Origin of the sequence: Desulfomicrobium baculatum DSM 4028 (genome assembly GCF_000023225.1) — a bacterium.
GTDB classification, from domain to species: Bacteria; Desulfobacterota; Desulfovibrionia; order Desulfovibrionales; family Desulfomicrobiaceae; genus Desulfomicrobium; species Desulfomicrobium baculatum.
Genome location: NC_013173.1, coordinates 393880 through 412154, shown reverse-complemented (window position 1 = coordinate 412154; position 18275 = coordinate 393880). Strand labels below are relative to the sequence as shown.

The 18275-nt window shown below is 58.6% G+C and carries 17 protein-coding genes; 6 read left to right on the top strand and 11 right to left on the bottom strand.

Annotated elements, in window-relative coordinates:
* Nucleotides 1-3 precede the first annotated feature (3 nt).
* The gene (locus tag DBAC_RS01825; RefSeq protein ID WP_012805563.1) at nt 4-1962 is read left to right on the top strand and encodes an OPT family oligopeptide transporter; all 1959 of its coding nucleotides are present in this window, start codon (nt 4-6) and stop codon (nt 1960-1962) included.
* A 9-nt stretch (nt 1963-1971) separates the two neighbouring features.
* Here the strand turns inward: DBAC_RS01825 and DBAC_RS01820 are convergent, their stop codons facing one another.
* Nucleotides 1972-2466 carry a cyclic nucleotide-binding domain-containing protein gene (locus DBAC_RS01820; protein WP_012805562.1) on the bottom strand — a complete coding sequence of 165 codons (495 nt, stop codon included), beginning with the start codon at nt 2464-2466 and terminating at the stop codon, nt 1972-1974.
* Nucleotides 2444-4930 (bottom strand): ABC transporter ATP-binding protein/permease, encoded by a 2487-nt coding sequence (locus DBAC_RS01815; protein ID WP_012805561.1) that lies wholly within the window; start codon nt 4928-4930, stop codon nt 2444-2446. Before DBAC_RS01815 ends, DBAC_RS01820 begins: the two co-directional genes overlap by 23 nt.
* Nucleotides 4931-5003: 73 nt before the next feature.
* On the opposite strand from DBAC_RS01815, the gene DBAC_RS01810 reads away from it, so the two are divergent.
* On the top strand, nt 5004-5447 hold the full coding sequence (locus tag DBAC_RS01810; RefSeq protein ID WP_012805560.1) for an ATP-binding protein: 444 nt from the start codon (nt 5004-5006) through the stop codon (nt 5445-5447).
* Nucleotides 5429-5782, top strand: a complete 354-nt coding sequence (locus tag DBAC_RS01805; RefSeq protein ID WP_012805559.1) for an STAS domain-containing protein — start codon at nt 5429-5431, stop codon at nt 5780-5782. The genes DBAC_RS01810 and DBAC_RS01805 overlap by 19 nt, the downstream gene beginning before the upstream one ends.
* Here DBAC_RS01805 and DBAC_RS01800 read toward each other — a convergent pair.
* Nucleotides 5757-7229 (bottom strand): PP2C family protein-serine/threonine phosphatase, encoded by a 1473-nt coding sequence (locus DBAC_RS01800; protein ID WP_323740361.1) that lies wholly within the window; start codon nt 7227-7229, stop codon nt 5757-5759. The genes DBAC_RS01805 and DBAC_RS01800 overlap by 26 nt on opposite strands.
* Before the next feature lie 152 nt (nt 7230-7381).
* Here DBAC_RS01800 and DBAC_RS01795 point away from each other — a divergent pair, with 152 nt between their 5' ends.
* The 3 genes from DBAC_RS01795 to DBAC_RS01785 are packed head-to-tail and all read left to right on the top strand — an operon-like array spanning nt 7382 to nt 9136.
* Nucleotides 7382-7972: a hypothetical protein gene (locus DBAC_RS01795; RefSeq protein WP_043810226.1), complete on the top strand. Its 591-nt coding sequence runs from the start codon at nt 7382-7384 to the stop codon at nt 7970-7972.
* Nucleotides 7969-8814, top strand: a complete 846-nt coding sequence (locus tag DBAC_RS01790) for a hypothetical protein (RefSeq protein ID WP_012805556.1) — start codon at nt 7969-7971, stop codon at nt 8812-8814. The genes DBAC_RS01795 and DBAC_RS01790 overlap by 4 nt, the downstream gene beginning before the upstream one ends.
* Nucleotides 8789-9136 carry a PqqD family protein gene (locus DBAC_RS01785; protein WP_012805555.1) on the top strand — a complete coding sequence of 116 codons (348 nt, stop codon included), beginning with the start codon at nt 8789-8791 and terminating at the stop codon, nt 9134-9136. The genes DBAC_RS01790 and DBAC_RS01785 overlap by 26 nt, the downstream gene beginning before the upstream one ends.
* Nucleotides 9137-9207: 71 nt before the next feature.
* Here the strand turns inward: DBAC_RS01785 and DBAC_RS01780 are convergent, their stop codons facing one another.
* The 8 genes from DBAC_RS01780 to DBAC_RS01750 form a co-directional block, all read right to left on the bottom strand.
* Nucleotides 9208-9951 (bottom strand): substrate-binding periplasmic protein, encoded by a 744-nt coding sequence (locus DBAC_RS01780; protein ID WP_012805554.1) that lies wholly within the window; start codon nt 9949-9951, stop codon nt 9208-9210.
* 258 nt (nt 9952-10209) lie between these two features.
* Nucleotides 10210-11751, bottom strand: a complete 1542-nt coding sequence (locus DBAC_RS01775) for a mercuric reductase (protein ID WP_012805553.1) — start codon at nt 11749-11751, stop codon at nt 10210-10212.
* Between the two features lie 87 nt (nt 11752-11838).
* Nucleotides 11839-13296: a decarboxylating NADP(+)-dependent phosphogluconate dehydrogenase gene (gene gnd, locus DBAC_RS01770; protein ID WP_012805552.1), complete on the bottom strand. Its 1458-nt coding sequence runs from the start codon at nt 13294-13296 to the stop codon at nt 11839-11841.
* 99 nt (nt 13297-13395) lie between these two features.
* The gene (locus DBAC_RS01765) at nt 13396-13599 is read right to left on the bottom strand and encodes a hypothetical protein (protein ID WP_043810225.1); all 204 of its coding nucleotides are present in this window, start codon (nt 13597-13599) and stop codon (nt 13396-13398) included.
* A gap of 86 nt (nt 13600-13685) precedes the next feature.
* Nucleotides 13686-14342 (bottom strand): potassium channel family protein, encoded by a 657-nt coding sequence (locus DBAC_RS01760; protein ID WP_012805551.1) that lies wholly within the window; start codon nt 14340-14342, stop codon nt 13686-13688.
* A 17-nt stretch (nt 14343-14359) separates the two neighbouring features.
* Nucleotides 14360-15730 (bottom strand): TrkH family potassium uptake protein, encoded by a 1371-nt coding sequence (locus DBAC_RS01755; protein WP_012805550.1) that lies wholly within the window; start codon nt 15728-15730, stop codon nt 14360-14362.
* Complete coding sequence (locus tag DBAC_RS18665) at nt 15727-16215, bottom strand: hypothetical protein (RefSeq protein WP_012805549.1); 489 nt, start codon at nt 16213-16215, stop codon at nt 15727-15729. Before DBAC_RS18665 ends, DBAC_RS01755 begins: the two co-directional genes overlap by 4 nt.
* A gap of 107 nt (nt 16216-16322) precedes the next feature.
* The gene (locus tag DBAC_RS01750) at nt 16323-18161 is read right to left on the bottom strand and encodes a sensor histidine kinase (protein ID WP_012805548.1); all 1839 of its coding nucleotides are present in this window, start codon (nt 18159-18161) and stop codon (nt 16323-16325) included.
* Between the last annotated feature and the right edge of the window lie 114 nt (nt 18162-18275).

Genomic DNA, 18275 nt, shown 5'->3' with positions numbered 1-18275 from the left:
GCCATGTACGACGATCGCGAACTCAAAGAATATCGGGACCTCCTGAAGCCCCCGGCCAAATTCGAGGAAGGCTTTGACTGGAAAACCGTTGTCGGAGCCATATTCATAGGCTTCCTGATGATGCCGGGGTCCATGTACCTGCAACTCGTGCTGGGCACGGGCATCGGCCCTGCCGCGCGATGGGTGACCATCATCCTCTTCGCGGAGATCGCCAAACGCTCGTACACCGAACTCAAGCAGCAGGAGATATTCCTGCTCTATTACATGGCCGGAGCGGCTCTGGCCTCGCCCTTTCAGGGATTGCTCTGGAGCCAGTACCTGATCCAGTCCGACGCGGCGCAGATGCTCGGACTGACCGAGCTCATACCCTCCTGGGTGGCCCCGGCACTGGATTCCGCGTCCTATGTCGAGCGCACCTTCCTGCACCGGGACTGGCTCATCCCCATCCTGCTCATGTGCGGGGCCATGATCATCCAGCGCATCGACCAGTTCGGGCTGGGATACGCCCTGTACCGCCTGACCTCGGACGTGGAGAAGCTGCCCTTCCCCATGGCCCCCGTCGCCGCGCTCGGGACCATGGCCCTGGCCGAATCCACCGAGGACAAAAAGGAAAGCTGGAAATGGCGGGTCTTCTCCATCGGGGCCATGATCGGGTTGGCCTTCGGCTTTGTGTACGTCCTGCTGCCGGCGCTGTCCGGCCTCTTCTTCACCGAATCCATCCGCCTCATCCCCATTCCCTGGCTCGACCTGACCCGCAACACGGAGAGCTTTCTGCCCGCCGTGGCCACGGGCATCCAGCTTGATCTGGGGCTCATCTTCATCGGCATGGTTCTGCCCTTCTGGGCCGTCATCGGCGGCTTCGTCGGGCTTCTGATCACCATCGTGGCCAACCCCATCCTGTACGAGAACGGCATCCTGCACCGCTGGCATCCGGGCATGGGCACGGTGGACACGGTCTTTTCCAACAGCTTCGACTTCTACATGAGCTTCGGCATCGGCCTGGGCCTAGCCATCGGGCTGATCGGCTTCTGGCACGTTGGGCAATCCTTCCGCAAACAAACCGGCCATCGCCTGGACTTCAGCGTCCTCTTCAACCCGCCGCCTGGCCGGGGAGACATCTCCATCTGGCTGTCGCTCGGCATCTACGTGTTCTCCACCCTGTCCTACGTGGCGTTTTGCGCGTGGCTGGTGCCCAGCTTTCCGTGGATATTCTTCCTGATCTACGGATTCATCTACACGCCGATCCTGTCCTACATCACGGCCCGCATGGAGGGCATCGCCGGACAGTACGTCAGCCTGCCCCTGGTGCGCGAGGCCAGCTTCATCGCCGGGGCCAAATACTTCGGCTACCACGGCATCGAAATCTGGTACGCCCCCATCCCCATCCACAACTACGGAGAGGCCACGGTCAGCTTCCGCCAGATCGAGCTGACCGGCACCAGCCTGCGCGGCATCATCAAGGCCGAGTTCGTGACCCTGCCCATCGTGCTCATCGCCTCCCTGCTCTTTTCGCAGTTCCTGTGGCAGCTCGCGCCCATCCCCTCGGCCAGCTACCCCTATGCCCAGGAACTCTGGCATCTGCAGGCGCTCAACTCGCTGCTCATGCAGACGGCCACCCTGGAAGGCAATTCCCTCTTCTTTCAGGCCCTGAATTCGCTGTACGTGTCGTGCGGGGTGTTTTTCGGCGTGGTGATCTACGGCCTGCTCAGCGTTGCCGGGCTGCCGGTGCTCCTCATCTACGGAGTGGTACGGGGATTGGGACAGTCGACGCCCCACGGGCTGATCCTGGAACTGGCGGGAGCCCTCTTGGGGCGGTACTATTTCCTGAAAAAATTCGGGACCAAGTGGCGTCAGTACGCCCCGGTCCTGCTGGCGGGATTTTCCTGCGGCATGGGATTGGCAGGAATGTTCGCCATGGGATGCACGCTGATACTCAAGTCTTTGAACAGGCTGCCGTACTAGCTCGTGTCCTCACAACACCCCGGGTCCATGCACGTTCCCGTCGAGGCCACGTTCAAGGCGTTGCAAATCCCAGAAGACGACGCTCTCCACAAGCTCCCGGGCCACGGCAGACAAAGACGCGGGCTGTGCCACGAGCTGGGGCAGGAGTCTGCGCCGGTGCAAGAACAGGCAATCGGTCTCGCTTTCGGCCCGCAGGGTATAGAGCCAGCGGTAATGGCCGAGAAGCGCAAGGCCGCCCGCGCACATCCCCGTGGTCACGGCGCCCACTTTGCGCCCCTCGCGCTCGATGGCCATGGACCCGCCGATGACGGCCACCGCCCCTTCGGCCAGTTGGCCTTCCTCGAATACGGCCTGCCCCGTGGCAAATGTCTCCCGTTCGCACAGGTAGGCCATGACCCGCAGCAGCTCCTGAGGCAGACCGGAGAAAAACGGCAGGTCCCGCAGCACGCGCAGATTGCAATCCAGTTCGCATTCGTGGTTTTCAGACTGTTCCGACGAGATCATGGAGCACCCCCTTGGCGGCCATGAGTTCGTCGTACGGACCGCTCTCCACGATCTTACCGGCTTTCATGACCACGATGCGGTCGTAGTGTGACACCGTGTCCAGTCGATGGACCACGGAGATGACCGTGTGCTTGCCGCGCACGGTCCTCAGGAAATTCTGGACCCGGGCCTGGGAGGCGTTGTCCAGGGCGGACGTGGCTTCGTCGAGGACATATATGGCGGGCTGCTTGAGAAAGACACGGGCCAGGGCGATCTTCTGACGCTGGCCGCCCGAGAGATACTCGCCCATGCTCCCGACCTGGAAGCCAAGGCCAAGCTCGACGATGCTCTCCAGCACCCCCTCCTCGATGAGCAGTTGAATCAACTGCTGGCTGATGCGCTCCAGCGCTCCGCCGCGGCCCGGCCGGGGCTGACCGAAAAGGATGTTGTCGCGGATGCTGCGCGACTCGATGTAGCGGTCTTCTTTGTAGAACTGCAGCGTCGACGGCCCCGAACGCGCAAGATGCTCGGGAAATTCCGCCCGGGCCAAAAGGATTCTCTCCTTGAGCTGCTCCGGCATGCGCACGGTCTTGTGACGGCCGGGGACGAATTTCAGGGCCAGGCGCAGAAGCAGGCTCCGGGACGCGGCTTTAAATTCCGTCTCACTGCGGGTTGTCATTTCGGCCACGACCTGCGTGTACGCATCCATGTCCTCTCGGGCGATGGGGCTATCGGCGTAGAGTTCCGGCGTCTGCGCCGCATAGCGCAGGATGGGAATCGTGGCGGCGGCGACAACCGCCCCGAAATCGACCAGGATCCGGTCCAGGCCCGTTTGGTTCAGAAAGGCCAGAAAGCGCTTGTTGCGAAAGGCATCCTCGAATCTGGCCAGGCGGTCCGTGAAATCCCCGAAGACGATGTTCTGGGCAATGGATCCGAAATCCAGGTAACGTTTGGGATCGAAAAACTCGATGTCGCCCTCGAAGCCGGCCTCGAAACGCTCACGGAACAGGCGACGCATGGCCAGGAAGCGTTCGGCCAGTTCCGGCCTTTCGGCGGGCGAGATCACGGCCTGGCTTCCGAACTTGAGGATGTCCGCGAAAAGCCCCACCTGCTGCACGACCTCAATGACGCGGTCCAGGTCAGGCGGCGTGAAGCCCGGGACGCGGTTCATTACGCTGGAATGGCTCGCATACAAGAGATTGTCGTGGACCGTGCCGCTGAAGATGAAGGGGTGCTGGGGAACCATGCCCAGGTTCTCGGCCACGTCGAGCTTGGTCAGGTCGCGGATATCGTGACCGTCGAGCTGCGCCTGCCCCTCGGTGTACGGCATGAGCTGGGCCACGACCTTGGCCAGAGTCGATTTGCCGCTGCCCGAATAGCCGACCAGGGCGACCATTTCCCCCGGCCTGACGTGCAGGTTAATGTCCTCGATCAGCCTCGCGCCTTCGGGGGTGCGGAAAGACACGTTCCGCAGCTCGATTTCTCCGCGAAAGCGGTAGAGGTCACGGTCCACGGGTACGAGGCGATGCTCCGGGGCCAGATCGAAGGCCGCCATGACGTTTTTGTAGCGGACCTGGCTGTCCTCCTTGAGCTGGTAGAAATCCATCATCTCCCGCCAGGGTTCGCTCAGGCTCGAATAGGCCGACAGAAAGGCCACCAGGGCGCCGAGGTCGAAGAGGCCGCGAATGGTCATGCTGCCGCCGACCAGGAAGAGAATGAAGGGGCCAAGGTGCTCGAAGAAGTTGTTGGCAAACTTGATGCCGTAGCGGTAGGCGTTCATGCGCACGTTGGCCTGCAGCAATTGCCCGGCCTGGCCGGAGAACTTCTCGTTTTCCAGGCCGAAACCGGCGTGCCCGTGCACCTCGTGCACACCGGTGATGACCTCGCCGATGCTGCCGGAGATGGCGCGGCTGACATTGACCCGATGCCGGTTGGCCTCGTTGGCGCGCTTCTGGAGACGCGGCACGACGACGATCTGCAAAGGGTAGATGACGAAACTCAGGCCCGCCAGAAGGGGATTGAGGTAGAAGAGGTATCCGCCCATGGCCAAAAGAGTACAGACGTTGATGAGCGGGACGGACACCGCGCTGCCGACGAAGCCCGAAATGGACGCCAGCTCATTGATGAGGGAGTTGATGACCTGGCCGGGCTGGATGGTACGAAAAAAGGACAGCGGAAGGCTCAGGATGTGCTCGTAAAGACTGGTGCGCATGCGCTTGAGGGTGCGCTGCCCGATGTAGGCCTGGAGAAGGTTGATGCAGAACTTGAGGGTGCTGGCCGTAAGCACGGAAGCGAGAAAGAGCAGGCAGTAGAAAACCAGCAGATCCATGTCGCCGAGGCCGATGGCCTGGTTGACGATGCGCTTCTGCAACTCCAGCGGAGCGACGCGGATGCCCACGGTGACCACGACCAGCAGCACGAGAAGGAGCTGCCAGCGCACGTTTTTTTTCAAAACCCATGAATAGAGGGTCCGCCTGGTCACCATGAACTGATCCTTTCCCACCTGTCGCAGTTTGACCTCCCGCCTACCCTACTCTATGAAAAGAGAAAAGGACGCCATGACAGCTTCATTCGATTTTACCCTAGCCCGTCCGGCCGAAGAGCAGGCTGCGCTGCTTGCCGCCCTCGAACGATTCGGCGAGAAGAGAAAGCTGTTGCCGCCGCTGCGCTACCGGCTGGGGCTGGTGGTGGACGAACTGATCTCCAACTGCATAGCCCACGGCACCGTTCCAGGTCTGGATACGACCATCCGGGTCTTCATCACCGACCTTGAAGACAAAGTCGTGATCGAGATCATCGATACCGGGCCACGGTTCGATCCAAGCACGCATCCAATCTCCAGATGCCCCGAAAAAGGACCCGCCGCCATCGGCGGAATGGGCCTGTGCCTGGTGCGCAATCTGGCTGCCGACTTTGTCTACACACGCGGACAGTCGTCCAACCATCTCCGCATCACCCTCGCCAAAGCCTCACAGGAGCCGGAATGCAACTCCAGGAAATAGACCACCCCACGGCCACCGTTTTCCGCATCAAGGGACGTCTCGATGCCACCTCCACCACAGAACTGGAGCAAAAGGTCCTGCTCAGACTGGATCGAGGGGTTACGCACCTGATCATGGATTTTTCGGAACTCGAATACATCAACAGCGCCGGACTGCGCATCCTGGTCATGAGCTACCAGCGCCTGCACTCCCGAGGCGGCCAGGTCATGGTCTGCGGAGTCCGGGACTACATTGCCGAAATTTTTGAAATCTCCGGCTACAACCGCATTTTCATCATGTGCCACGATGCGGCGCAGGCGCTGGAGTCCATCAACTCTCCGTCAAACGGGCAATAACGACGGTCCGGTCATCCTCGACACGGGCATTGCCCGTGAACGAATCCACCGCCGTCAAGATCCGCTCCGCGATCTCCTGCGGCGAAGCCATGACGTTTTCACGCAGCACTTTGAGCATGCGCTCCTTGCCGAACATGGTCTTCCGCGCGTCGACCGCCTCCCAGATTCCGTCCGTTCCCATCAGCAGGACGCCCTCGCCAAGCCGGTCCTCGGTTACCCCATACCGCCAGGTCGGGTCCACGCCGAGCGGTATATCCCGACCCGCAAGGCTGCGGACTTCGCCGCCGTCAAAAGGCTGAAAGATCGCCGGGTCATGCCCCGCGCCCACCCACTCGACCCTGCGGCCGATCGGGCAGAAAGACAGCAGGAAGACCGTTACGAAATGACCGCTGCCTGCGACATCCCTGGAAATGAGCGTGTTTGTCCGGTTCATGACCTCGGCCAGATCGCTCGTCTGCAACAAATGAGCTTTCATGTACGCCCTGACTGAAGCCATGAGCAGGGCCGATCCCACTCCATGCCCGGTGACATCCCCGATCATGATCACAAGCTGCGGGCCATGTTCGCCGTCGCGCACCATGTAGTCGTAAAAATCCCCCCCGGTCTCGTCGCAGAAAAGGCTGGTCCCGAAAATCCGCGCCCCGGGCAGAAAGGGGGTGAACGTCGGCAGCAGGCTGGTCTGAATCTGCCTGGCCAATTCAAGTCCCTGCGCCATCTGCTCTCGCTCCACGAGGCGATCGATCATGAAGTTGGTGTGCCCGGCGATGACCGCGAACTCGTCATTGGTGACCACCGGAACCTTGCTGTCCAGGCGCCCCTGACTGACCCGCTCCAGAACCTTGGTCTGATTCTCGAAGAGGATGTCCAGGTTTCTGGCGTAGGAAAAAACGAGCAGCATGGTCAGCACCAAGAGGACGCCCATGACAAACAGAACCTCCAGCACCACGGACCGCAGCAGAAAGGACAAACCCAGGGCAGCGGCCTGATCCTGCGCCTTGAGCCAGGAGATGTCGCGCACCAGAAGCAGAAGCAGGACAATGGTCACAAAGATGATGATCCCGGAAGCCAGCAGCGCAAACCTGCGGGTCTGCGGGAAGAACGCCTTCGAGTCCGGAAGGCTTTGTTCCAGAAAATGCGCCTGTTTGATGATCCGATATTCCCATTCGAGGCTCAGATCCAGGGCGGCAAAAAGGCCGATGGTGGCAAAACCGATGACGACCTCCAGACCGCTTGAAACCGGAAAGCCCCAAACCAGATTGTGATACACTCCAACGCCGAGGCCCGTGCCCACAAAGACGATGAAATCAAGGAACAGCAGACGCGTGGCTTGACGCTGGACAGGCAAAGGGCGGACGAAGAGGCGCACAAGGACGTGCCGCAAAAAAAGGGCCCCGACCAGATGTGCGCCGAGCACCAAGAAAAACTTCCAGACCGGAAGCGTGGCGATCAGAGGTCAGACCTCGCCCCCGTAAAAGGTCAGCACCACCAGCATGAAAAAATAGTAAAGCAGGATTCGAGTCATTTCAGACTCCTTGCGCGTGGCGGTAAAACTGGACAATCGGCTTGCGGGTGGAATAGTATGTCCAGATGAAATACTGCATGTTTCTTCTTTGGCTTTTCATGGCCTCCTCTGTCCAGGCCCAAGTTTTTCCGACCTCCCTTGGAGGCATCACCCTGGGCGAAGACATTTCGAGCATCCACAACATATGCCGCATGCACACGGAAATTCCTCTCTCCCAGGAGCGTCATCTGCTGGAGGTCCAACTCATCCCCCATCACGCCCCCGGCATCAAAAGCGGCACCGTGGCCTACGCCAACTGCGACCAGATCGGGCGGATCGTGCGCATCAAGCTCAAATTCGACAACAATACCAAAGAGTTCTTCGACGAACTGCTGCAACGTTACCGGGCGCGGTTCGGCAAGCCTCTCGAATGGCGCGGCGATCCCTTTCAGACGGTCATGTCCTGGAAATGGAGCTTCCTCAACCCCGAAGGCGAGCAGGTCAATCTAGAACTGACCCACAGCAGGGACGAAGACTACAAGACCGGCAATTTCGTGAAGATCACCCTGCGCTCCCTGTGGCTGCGCGAAGACGCCTGTCAGGACGCCAAGAATGATTCCGGAGCTCAAAACGATCGCGCTCCGACTCCCGCGAACAAGCTCGACTACCGCCTGCTCGTCCCGCAATGACCGAATCGCTCGGTTGGGATGGACTGCGGGTGGATATCCCGGCCAACATGGAGCCGATGATCCTGGATCGGGGTTTTGTGAGGATTGCCGGACCGGACCTCCCGGTCCTTGATCTGCGCTTCGGACCGGAAAAGGCGCCCTTCACTCCGGACAAGGACGGACCGCGGCTGCTCAAGGCCTCGGGGATCGGCGGTGCCAGACTGGTTCCCTTTCGCGCTCCCTGGACCGGCAGGCTGGGAGACGACATCTGGGCCGCCCCATCAGCCGAAGCCAGGCTTTTCGTGCTCCGTTCGACGGAAAAAAAGGCGGTTTTCGCCGCACTCTTTTCCGCTCCGCCGCCGGCAACGCTGCTCCGCACGATCGTAACGTCACTGGACTGGATGCCCCCCGACTCATGGCGAAGCTGGCGCTGCTACGACCTGCGTTTTGAAACTCCGCCACATGCGGTCCTGGGCAAGGCTTCATTTCGGCCGGGGGCATTCAAGCTGGAGTTCAGCCTCGGCCACACAACTCTTGTCTTTGAACGTCTGGCACCGGCCAGCGTGCTCCTGGCCGAAACAAAGCTTGAAGCGTGGCTTGAAAAAAATGTCCTGCGTGGTCACGGCCGCGAGCTTGGCATCACCTCAAGCGGATCCACGGAGGCGCGCTTTGCCGACCCGGTCTCGCCATGGCGGCGCATCCTGGCCAGGCTCCCCTTCAACCCGGGGCAGGTCCGGGGCGGCGTCCGGCATGACGAAGCCGGGAACAGGATCCTGATTCTCACCGAACGCGGCCGCCTCATCCCGGCACCGGACTTTGAAAGGACATTTTCGGCGTATGCAACAACCGCAATCCAAGGCTGACGCCCTCTGCGCCGTGCCCGTGCCCATGCCCGGCATACGGGCCACCGTCTCGGACCAGGGGCTGGTCCGCATCAGCCATCCGGCCACCTTGAAGCCCTGGCTGGCCCGCCTCTTGCCCGCCTCGGTCGCGCTGCCCCTGCGCACCCTGGAGCTTGACGCCATGGGCACCTTCGTCTGGAACAACATCGACGGCACGGCCACGGTGGACGATCTGGCGCATCAGGTCGCGGAGCACTACTCCTGCCTTCCGGCAGAGGCGCAGCAAGCCGTGGCCATGTTCATCCGCCAACTCGGACAACGCGGCATCCTGGGGCTGCGCTGACACAGCCGCCGAATTCCGCGTTACATCGATCCGGAAAAAACCATGTACAGGGCAGGATGCGCGGCAGGAATTCAGGGAGCCGCCTCAAACTCGGAGGCGCATAGCAGCGCAAGACCACCGGACACGATTGCGCGATTGAAGCGTTCCACCAGCGCCTTTCCGGCGGGAGTCCGGGGAAAACAGACATGCAGCGAATGCACGGCGAGGATGTTTGCGCCGAAGACCAGCCCGGATGACGTTTGCGACGATGCCGCCCTGCCTGAAAGATGCCTGAACACGGCCCGGTCCATGACGGCCGCGTCGATCCGCCCTGCTTCGATCATACGCAAGGCCAGTTCATCGGAGTTGCACTTGACGGGATACAGGACGCCCATATCCACCAGGCGGTCGAATTCCTCGGTATTCACGTACCCGTCCACGACGCCGATCCGGTAGGAGGCCAGATCCTCAAGACGGGTCCAGTCCAGCGTCATATCACGCCGATGCACCAACCCCACCACACTGCATCCGACCGCCTGCGAGAAGTAAAATTCCTTTTCCCTCTCCGCCGATCGATATTCGGGAAAGTAGCCCTGGACGATCCCGGTGCGTGCCTCCATGAGCACCCGCTTCCAGGGCAGAAAGGACACGTCAAGGTCCATTCCTGCGGCGGCGCAGATGCTGCGCACACGGGCGCTGACCGTTCCCTGGTCTGGAAGCTCCAGGCCAACAAAAGGAGGCCATTCGAGCGTGCCCAGCCTGAGCGGCTCCCCGTGCGCGGCGCACCCGAAAAAAAGAACCATGAGCGGCAACACGCCGATCAGGCTCCACTTCATCGCGGCACCGGAACGTTTTCGGACGATTTTCCACCGCTCTCCATCTGCGTTCGTTTCATTGATCCCGCCCCCCTTTTCATGCTTTCCGAACCTGCAGCGCCCGCACGGACCCGCACGTCCGTGCGGGCCAATGCATGCTTCATAAAGCCATATTTTCCTCAAAATGCCACGGAATTTCTGAACAGAGGCGTAAAAGATTACTGTTACCGGATTTTAAAAAATGAAAAATTCGGACAGGGCATGCCCCTTGCCTTGGCTTCACTTCCCCCGGCGCTGCCAGGAAAGCCAGTATTTAAACAAGGTCTTCACCAGCGGGGTCAGCCGGCTCCTGTTGTAGGCGTCGGCGACCTGCCGGATGGCCTCGCCCTGGGTCGGATAGGGGTGGATGGTGCTTGCGATCTTGCCGAGGCCGAGGCCGCTGGTCATGGCCAGGGAGATTTCCGAAATCATGTCGCCGGCGTTGCCCGCGACGACCGTCGCGCCCACGATCGTGTCGGTGCCCTTGCGCACATGCACGCGCACCAAGCCGTCGGTGTGGCCTTCGAGGATGGCCCGGTCGACCTCGCGCAATTCACGGGTGAAGGTGTCCACGGCGATCCCCTTCTCCACCGCGTCCTTCTCGGTGAGGCCGACGTGGGCGATCTCCGGCTCCGTGTAGGTGCACCAGGGGATGGTCAGGGCGCTGGCCTTGGCCCGCCCCTTGAACAGGGCGTTGCGCAGGACCGTGCGGGCCATGAAGTCCGCCGCGTGCGTGAACTGGAAAGGGGAACAGATGTCCCCGGCGGCAAAAACATCGGGATTTGTGGTGCGCAGGTTGTCGTCGACCTGCACCCCTTTGGCCGAGTACGTCACCCCGGCCTCCTCCAGCCCCAGCCCCTCGACGTTGGGCTTGCGGCCGACGGCGATGAGCAGTTCGTCGACGACCTCGTCGTAGCTTCCGGCCTTGGACCCTGCGACAAGGCGTATCCTGCCACCTTCGGCAGCCGAGACCTTGACCTCCTTGCCGCAGCACAGGAATTTCACGCCATCCTTGAGCAGCGCCTGCCGGACGAACTCCGCGGCGTCCCGGTCCTCCTTGGGCAAGAGGCCACGCGAGGACTCGATCAGCAGCACCTCGGACCCGAAACGGGCGAAAGCCTGGGCCATCTCGCAACCGATGGGCCCCGTCCCGACGACGGCCAGGCGCCGGGGCAGTTCGGTCAGGGAGAAGACCGTCTCGTTGGTCAGATAGCGGACCTGCTCTAGCCCCTCCATGGGCGGCGCGGCGGCGCGCGCGCCGGTCGCGATGACCGCCTTGACGAAATTCAGGCGTTCACCGCCGACCTCCACGGTATGCGCATCCACAAAACGGCCCGCGCCCAAAAACACGTCCACCCCGAGGTCCCGGAAGCGCTGCGCAGAATCGTTGGGCGCGATGGAGGCCCGCAGCCTGCGCATGCGCTCCATGACCTGCCCGAAGTCGACGCGGGTCCCGTCCGGCACGTGCACGCCGAACTCCCCGGCATCACGCACCGCCGCCGCGGCGCGTCCTGCCCGCAGCAGCGCCTTGGAGGGGACGCACCCGAAGTTCAGGCAGTCGCCCCCGAGAAAATCCCGTTCGATGAGGGCCACCTTGGCCCCCAGCCCGGCAGCCCCGGCCGCGCAGACAAGCCCGGCCGTACCCGCGCCGATGACCACCAGGTTGTAGCGGGGCTGCGGCCTGGGGTTGGGCCACTGCGACGGGCGGACATGGGACACGAGGGTCTTGTTGTGCACATCCCACGGCTCGATCGTGGTGGAATGACCTGATTTTTCGGACACGTTGAAGCTCCTTGCGATGAAATTTTTTCCGGCAGGCGCCTGTGGCGCAACGCGTGTAATGAAATGTGAAACGTGTCGGTTCCTTGCCTAAACCTCGTAGGCGGTGGAAGACGTGGAGCCTCCGTGGCCAGTCCAGTTGGTATGAAAATGCCGGCCTCGGGGCCGGTCGATTCTCTCGTAGGTATGCGCGCCGAAATAATCCCGCTGCGCCTGCAGCAGATTGGCAGGCAGCCTGGCCGAGCGATAGCCGTCGAAATAGGCCAGGCCTGCGGAAAGCGTCGGCATGGGAATGCCCCGCAGCGCACCCGCCGCGACGACCCGCCGCCAGCCCGCCTGGGCATGATGAACCGCATCCTTGAAGAACTGGTCCAGCAGAAGGCTGGCAAGCTTTGGATCGCGGATGAAAGCCTTCTCGATGTCGCCGAGAAACACGGAGCGGATGATGCACCCGTTTCTCCACATCCTGGCGATGCCACCATGATCCAGGTCCCAGCCCTCTTCATGGCTCACGGCGCTAAGGATCTGGAAACCCTGCGCGTAGGAAACGATTTTCGAGGCATAGAGCGCCTCCTGAAGATCATCGACCATGCCGCCAGCTTCGCCTGCGGGCTGAACCGGCCCCTCCAGAACCCGCGATGCCAGGACGCGCTCATCCTTGAGCGCGGACAGACTGCGCGCAAAAACCGCCTCGCCGATCAGGGTCAGGGGCTGACCTGCCTCCAGGGCGGCGTTCACAGTCCATTTTCCCGTCCCCTTCTGCTGCGCGGAGTCAAGAATCAAGTCGAGCACGTACGAACCGTCCTCGTCGCGAAATCCGAGAATTTCAGAAGTGATTTCAATAAGATATGAATCAAGCCGGCCTTTATTCCAGCGGGAGAAGATCCCGTGCATCTCCTCGTTCGAGAGCTTTAATCCCTCCTTCATCATCTGATAGACTTCGCAGATGAGCTGCATGTCGGCGTATTCGATGCCGTTGTGCACCATCTTGACGAAGTGCCCGGCCCCGTCCGGGCCGACCCATTCGCAGCAGGGCGCCCCGTCCGGGGTCACCGCGCAGATACTCTGAAAAATGGGCCGGATGCTGTCCCAGGCTTCGATGGCCCCTCCGGGCATGATCGAAGGGCCGATCAAGGCGCCTTCCTCTCCACCTGAAATGCCGGTCCCGACGAACAGTATTTGGTGGGCCCGCGCTTCCCGGACGCGGCGGCTGGTATCCAGATAATGCGAATTTCCCCCGTCGATGATGATGTCGCCGGGTTCAAGCAGGGGCATAAGGGATGCCATCAGCGCGTCCACCGCCTCACCGGCCTTGATCATGCACATGACCTTGCGCGGTCTGGAGAGCGTCCCGACCAGCTCCTCCAGGCTATGGCAGCCGATGATGTTTTTATTCGCGCCGCGTCCCTCGATGAACGCATCAACCTTGGCCACGGTCCTATTGAAGCAGGCCACGGTGAAGCCCTTGCCCTCCATGTTGAGCACAAGATTTTCGCCCATGACCGCCAGTCCGACCATTCCGATGTCCGCCAATGTATCGCTGCTCATCTGCCCTCCGGCTTTCGATTTCGTGTTTGGCCCGCCTGGCGTCGATACTGTAGAGAAGATTGCTGATCACCGCCGGGGCGTCCTGCTCGATGCCTTGATTCAAAAAACCTGACCTGACCAACGGCCGCGTGTGTTGACCGTCTCCCGGCCAAACAGATTATCAGCATCGAGCGTATCCGAAAAGGCCAGATTTTTGCTGCCGTTGCTGGCCAAATAACCCGCTGGAAACCTTTTCCCGGCTGCCTGCATGGTTGTTGGAAAGAATGTCCAGATCTCGCCCTCGGCGGGATTGTCTTCGCGCACAGCGGCCCATTGCCGTCCGGCAAGATACGGCCCCTGCGCTTCCAGTTATTTCTAAAATGGTGGCGTATTGCAAGGCATGACGAGTCTCATTTTAGCTCCTTGATCTTCCTTATATCCGCAGATCTGCCAAGCATGACCAGGATATCGCTATCTTTGAGAACGTAATCCGCCGGGGGGACGAGGATGAAATTTTCCGGAACCACTTCTTTTATCGCAATGACGTGAACATTATACCGCGCCCGTAAGTTCAGATCGATCAAGGATTTCCCAACGAAATCTCTGGGGGCGCCCACTTGAATCATGTCGAACTCTTCAGCCAGCGGAATGAAATCCAGAACATTCGGTCTTGAAAGGTTACGGGAGACCCTGATCGCCATATCCCTTTCCGGATGAATGATTTCGGTGGCTCCCATTCGTTTGAGAATCTTGGCATGGTCATCATCAAGAGCCTTGGCCAATATTTTCTTCACTCCAGACTCCAGCAAATGAAGGCAAATGAGAATGCTGTTGCTTATTTTCGTTCCTGTTGAAACAATCACTGCATCCATCTCTTCCAAGCATAATGATTTCAAAACCTCCTTGTCGGTAGCATCGATCACCATTGCTTCGGTAGAATACGGATCAATGGCTTGAACCCTTACCCTGTCTGTATCCATGGCGAGCACTTCGTTACCCTCTTCAAAGAGGGCTTTGGCTGCATGAAAACCAAAATTGCCCAAGCCTATTACCGCGAAACGCTTCATATAATCACCCCGCAAATCTATCCGATCATGAGATTTTCTTCAGAATATTCAAAACCTTTCGTCGCCACGGACCCTACAATTATGTACGAAAACGTCAGAACTCCAACGCGGCCAACCACCATCATGAGTATAATGATAATTTTTCCCCAAGTGGTAAGGTCCGCAGTGATACCCATGGATAGCCCCACCGTGCCGAAAGCGGAAACAGTTTCGAACAAATAGGACAAAAACGCTCCATTCGACCCACCTGTTTCATGCCCGCCCACTGCATCACCAATGAGGAGCAAAAAAAGCGCGACGCCAATCACTACGAGAGAAACAAGCACAAGCGAGACACTGCGAGTAACAGTTTCATTGGGGATACTTTTTTTGAACATGTTCACTCGCCGTCTTTTTTTAATCCGACCAATGGTGAAAGCGAGCAATAGTGCAAGAGTCGTGGTTTTGACTCCTCCTCCACACGACCCAGGGGATGCACCAAAGAACATCAAAAAAATCATCATGGTCAACGTGGCATCCTTGAGAGATCCTATATCCACAGTGTTAAACCCCGCCGTCCTGCACGTGATCGACTGAAATAACGGAGATAGAATTCTGTGTACAAGCGAGGTTTGCAAATTTTCACCACTCTGTTCGAGAAATGCGAACATGATTGCACCAAACAATATCAGCACTACCGTGGTCAGCAGCACTGTTTTGCTCTGTATCGACAAGCGGCCTCTGGCTCCCTTGCGTCCGGCACTCCAAATTTGAATATCATAAAGCACTGGAAATCCGATCCCTCCCAACACAATGAGGAAACATATCGTGGAATTCAAAATTATACTATCACTGTACCGAACCATGCTGTCAGAAAACAATGCGAAACCAGCATTGCAAAATGCTGAAACAGAATGAAATAACCCCATATATAATGCTTCTTTTATTGAATATTCATTCATCCAATGCAAAGTTAAAAAAATCGCGCCTACTGATTCAGCTGCAAGTGTAAACAAAATTATACTCTTGACGAGAACAAAAATGTCTTCGCGCGGAGTATGCGCAAAGAGATCTTGCATGGCCATTCGATGCCGAAAAGAAACACTGCGCCCAAGCCATTGAAAAAGGGCAACAGAGATTGTCATTAAACCAAGTCCGCCTATCTGAATGAGAGCAAGAATCACACACTGCCCGAACAATGTGTAATAACTTCCCGTGTCCACAACAACAAGTCCTGTCACGCAAACTGCGGATGTAGCGGTAAAGAGTGCATCGATGAAGGGTATGTGCCCGTCATGCGTGGACACAGGAAGCATGAGCAGTATTGTCCCGGCAGAAATGACCAATAGAAAACTGGCAAGCACGAGGGTTGCAGGGTGCATTTTTAGAACCTTGGACTGAAACGTCATGCACTTGGCCTCGGATTGAGATAGTATTCGCATCCGATATGCTCATTTGTTTCACATATATTATGCAACCGTGATCCTCCCAGCACCATTCTGTTTCTGTACGCGCCGCAAAGTGAAATTTCACGACGGGAATCAATCGCGCTGTAATTGAGATGCGGACAAATTTCTTTCAGAATATGTTCCGGACGATTTTTGGCCGTCAACCCGCCCAGCATATCGTCAACACAAAATGAATTAGCTGTGCTCTCAGAAAAAATAAAAACAAAATCAGCTCCTTCACGCTTGAGTGCCTCAAGCAGAAGGCGATGACGCGCGGGTACCACGGCCACAACAGTCAAATCGCCGGTCTTGGCGTTATTTTTCAAGATGGAGACGAACTCCAGCAAGATCGCTCGTCGCGTATCGGAACCGCTGCCGAACACTATCGCGACGGCGCGCACATCACCCTCGCCCACTCGTTCCAGACAGCGGGCGGGAGTCAGCACACGTTCCTCGTTCTGACATTTCCGCCCCGCCCCGCCACTTGGATCCAAAAGCAGACATCGACCCTTTTGTGCAGTGCTCGACCCTGCGTCGTTTCGTATTTGAACTGTCATGTCATTAAATTCCCCGCGCCTACCACAGGCAGTGTGAACGTGAAGGTGCTCCCCCGACCGGGAACTGATTCGACCCAAATCGTTCCGCCGTGGGCGCGGACGATTTCCTTGCAAATCGCAAGGCCCAGACCCGAACCGCCTGCTTCCTGCCCTTTTACCTGCACGAATTTATGAAAAATCCTGGCCTGATATTCCTCCGGGATGCCCAAACCATCATCCTTGACCGACAAATGGACATGCGCCCCGAACTGCTGCGCCATAAGCGCCACGCAACCGCCCCTGTTCACGTAGCGCAACGCATTGGAAACCAGATTGCTGAGTACCCAGGCGATCTTGTTGGCGTCCGCTCGGACAAGCGGCAAATCCCCCTGGATTCCCGATACAAACGCGACCTCCTTCAATTCCATCTGGCTTTTGAAAACTGACTGCATGTGTTCAAAAAAGGTTGCCACCGGGACGTCCTCGAATTCCATCTCGATCCTGCCGGCTTCGATTTTGGAAAGATCAAGCAGATCACTGACCAGGGACTTCATCCGATGCACTTCCTCGTGCGCTGCCAGCAACAGCTCGCGATCCTTCTCGGCAAGATTGTGGGAGGCATGTTCGAGCAGCAGGTCCACACTCATCCCCAGACTCGTCAGCGGAGTGCGCAATTCGTGAGATGCCGCCATGACGAAGTCGCTCTTGAGCTGCTCGACCTGCTTCAAGCGGGTAATATCCTTCAGGAGCAACACAACACCTGACAGGTCGCGCTCAATCCCGCGTATGACCGTGATCGAGAACAGGTAGTGTGCCGCGCCCTCAGCGTGCTGAAAACTGATAACGCGCTGTTCGTCCGGCATGGTCGGAGGCCAGCCCGTCTCGACGGTGTCTCGAATCAAGTCGCACAGTCTGGAGTCGGGAATTATGTCGCCGCAACGCAAACCGGGATCTTCAACCGGCGGCAGATCGAAAATCCTCCATGCCGCTGGATTGATGCCTGCGACCTTGAGTTCGAGATCGAAGATCACCAGGCCGTCCTCGATGCTTTCAAGCACCGCTTCGCTCTTGTTCTTTTCGGCAATGACCTTTTCGATGTTCATGGCGTTGTATCGACCGACCTGAGTGGCCATCTGGTTGAACTCGCTTGCAAGACGGCTCAACTCGTCGGACCCTCCCACTGGGACCTGAACATCATAGTCGCCTGCGGAAATGTGGCGCGAAGCCTCCATGAAGCGACGGATCGGGTGAACTATCCGTTCCGCCAGGATCATGCTGAAAATCAAGGCGACCACCAATGCCAAGGATGCAACCAGCACAGTGGACCCGATGGCGTTATGGGCAACTTTCTTCGCATCCACACTGGCCGCATACATCGTCTCTTCATTGATATTGCGCAGGCTGATGCAGGCCTCGCGTACCTGCATGAACATCGGGAATATCATCCGTCTGTAGGTCAACCCGCCGGAATCTGCCTGCAGCGCGGCCAGACTTGCGGCGACCTGCTGATAGGATGCATAGTCCACCTCTATGGCAGACAGCAGGTCAGCTTCCCCGCTGATGGTGATGTTGTCTTTGGCGCGGCCCAGCCATTCGAGAAAAATCGCTTCGTTTTTTTGGAAAAGAGCCGTGCCCTCTTCCACTTCTCCCATGAGAACAAGAAGAGTGCCGCTATCCTGACGCTCAAGCGCATCGACCATGTTTTCCGCTGCGAGAATGCTTCTGTAGTTCTCGCTGAGAATGGCATCTGTCGCCTTGCCCAGGGCAACCAGATTGATCACGGCCAAAGCCACGACAAGGCCCATGAAAGCAAACGACAGCCCATAGCCGATCAGGATTTTCTTTTTCAAAGTCATAATCGCGAACCTCTCCACGCGGTGTGCACACACAAGCAGGACAGCAAGTGCTGGACCATTTATATGTATATATATTTCAGGATATTACAAAGGAGCGACACATGCGAGGCTTGA